5 protein-coding genes are annotated in these 2,255 nt (G+C 21.3%); 3 read left to right on the forward strand and 2 right to left on the reverse strand.

Translation table 4 applies throughout. The annotated features are described in order from the left end of the window. The 3 genes from BST80_RS05060 to BST80_RS05070 all read left to right on the forward strand — a co-directional run. Nucleotides 1–380, forward strand: a 380-nt coding sequence (locus BST80_RS05060; RefSeq protein WP_415746249.1) for a hypothetical protein, incomplete at its 5' end; no start/stop codon positions are given. Between the two features lie 7 nt (nt 381–387). Beyond that, the gene (locus tag BST80_RS05065; protein WP_415746250.1) at nt 388–630 is read left to right on the forward strand and encodes a lipoprotein; all 243 of its coding nucleotides are present in this window, start codon (nt 388–390) and stop codon (nt 628–630) included. Further along, nucleotides 590–898, forward strand: a complete 309-nt coding sequence (locus tag BST80_RS05070; RefSeq protein WP_415746251.1) for a hypothetical protein — start codon at nt 590–592, stop codon at nt 896–898. The genes BST80_RS05065 and BST80_RS05070 overlap by 41 nt, the downstream gene beginning before the upstream one ends. Nucleotides 899–928: 30 nt before the next feature. On the opposite strand, the gene BST80_RS05075 is transcribed toward BST80_RS05070, so the two are convergent. Beyond that, nucleotides 929–1,498, reverse strand: a complete 570-nt coding sequence (locus BST80_RS05075; RefSeq protein WP_415746252.1) for a hypothetical protein — start codon at nt 1,496–1,498, stop codon at nt 929–931. Continuing rightward, complete coding sequence (locus tag BST80_RS05080; protein ID WP_415746253.1) at nt 1,474–2,010, reverse strand: hypothetical protein; 537 nt, start codon at nt 2,008–2,010, stop codon at nt 1,474–1,476. Before BST80_RS05080 ends, BST80_RS05075 begins: the two co-directional genes overlap by 25 nt. Nucleotides 2,011–2,255: the final 245 nt, after the last annotated feature.

Consider the following 2,255-nt stretch of genomic DNA (forward strand, 5'->3'; position numbering starts at 1 on the left):
AAAGATTATTAAGTATTTTATGTATAGTTAGTTTAACTGCAAGCGAAGCAAACAGTGTAATTGCTTGCGATGGAGGAAATATAAAACAAAAAATTAATTTAAATACAATAAATAAATTAACTGTAAATATTATTCATGAAAAAAATAAAAAACTATCTGATTTAAATACAAAAATTATTAATGCACAAGAATTTATAAATAAACCTTTAAATGAAGGTTATACTATTAATTATTATTCTGATGAAAATTCAATTAATAAAAATGATTTTTCTGATTTTCCTCAACTTGAAAACACTGCTATTTATGTTGTTATAATTGCTTCTAAAAATGATAAAAATTGAGAAGGACAAACTTCAAGATTAAAAGTAGTAATGAAATAAAAAATATATGAAAAGATTATTAAGTATTATTGGTGCAATATCATTAGTTGGAACAAGTACAACTAGTTTAGTTGCTTGTAATACACCACAAGAATATACAAAAGAAGAATTAGAACATTTAAAAAAAGAAAACAAAATAAATACTACTAACCAAGAAATTAGAGACAATTTAGAATGAATAGCACCACAAGAAAAACCATTTAATAAAGTTGATAATAAATGATATTATTGTAGTATGTCGTGGTGATAAAAATAATAATTGAGAAATTGCTAAATTTAAAAATGATTTTAATGATAATAAATTTAAAGTTATTAAAAAATTAAATATTGGTGAGTTAAAATTACTTTATAATATGGATTATGGTAAACATTTACAAGTAGGATATGATATTTCTAAAAAATGAATATCAAATATTAATAATGACTATTTTAAATCAGTTTATCGTTGAAATTTAGATACTAATATATCTGATTTATTAGATATTGATGAAAATGGTAATATAAAAGTTAATGGTTAAAAAAGAGATAATTAAATCTCTTTTTTATTTTTATCTTGGTTTAAATGTAATTTTAACGGGGTTAATATTTTTATTTCTAATTCCTAAATCATTAGGATTATAAACATCTATTATTATATTTTTATCATTACCAAAATATTTATAAATTTTCATAGTTTGTTTATTTCAATAAAATGTTGATAATTCTACATATAATATTTTTGAAAATCTAATTTTTAATTTTAAATCACTAGTATAATATGCTTGTAAATATATTTCTCTAATTTTATCTTTATCACTATTAGATAATTTTGTTATTTGTAATAAAAAGTTAATATTTATTTTCTTTTGATTATCAACATAACTATTTTTATAGTTATCATTTGGTAAACCATTAGTTTTAAAAGTATCAATTGTTTTAATATCATTAGTTATTTCTTTCGTATCTATTGTAAAAGTATCTGGAAAATTAACTTTATCAACTTGTGAGCGACCATCTTTACTTAAAATAGAAACATCTATTAATGCACATACATTATTATTACAACTATTAACTCCACCATTTAAATTAACATTTCTATCTTGTATAAAATTTTCTATATTTGGTGGCCCGGCCCACATTCAACTTGTAAATTACTTAGATTACTTATTTCAATTGTTTTATAAGCATCTTGGAATTTACTTATACTTTGAATTGTTGGGTCAATTTGTTTTAAATCAATTTCCACCTCATAATAAGCATAATTAAATTCATCAGAAAATAAATTAATTTTTGTATAACTTGAAGATATTGATTTTTTACATTGTGCTGGTGCTGTAATTTTGGTTTTTAATGGTAGTACTACATCGGAAGGCATAATATCTTTTGTATAAGGTTTATAGTTATATGGAACTGGTGGTAAGACATATTGTGGGTAATTAAAAGTTGGTATTTCATAGTCATGTGGTAATAAGAAACTAGTTTTATAATTAGTTGTCATATCACATAAATAATTATTTAATACACTTTTTGTTTTACCTCTGAAACTTCATACTGATAATCGTAAATAATCTTCTTCATTATTGGTATATGGGTTATCAGCATAAAAGATAATTTCAAAATTACCTTTATATAATGCTTGAATTGAAAACATATCAATTATATAACTACAATTTGTTACATCAGGTNNTTNTAAGNNNNAATAGGGTCTTTTTTAAATCAATTTCAAGGTAATGCACCCTTTAATCAAGTTGTTTTATCTTGTTTCATTAGACTTCTTGCATAACCTATTAAAATAATTGTAAATATTTTTAAAAAGATACTAATAGCAAATTATAATTTTAATTAATTATGTCTTTTATTTAAAAATTTAATATTTTCCTACAACGAAAAATGACT

This window comes from Spiroplasma sp. Moj (assembly GCF_016082285.1).
GTDB lineage: Bacteria > Bacillota_I > Bacilli_A > Mycoplasmatales > Mycoplasmataceae > Spiroplasma > Spiroplasma phoeniceum.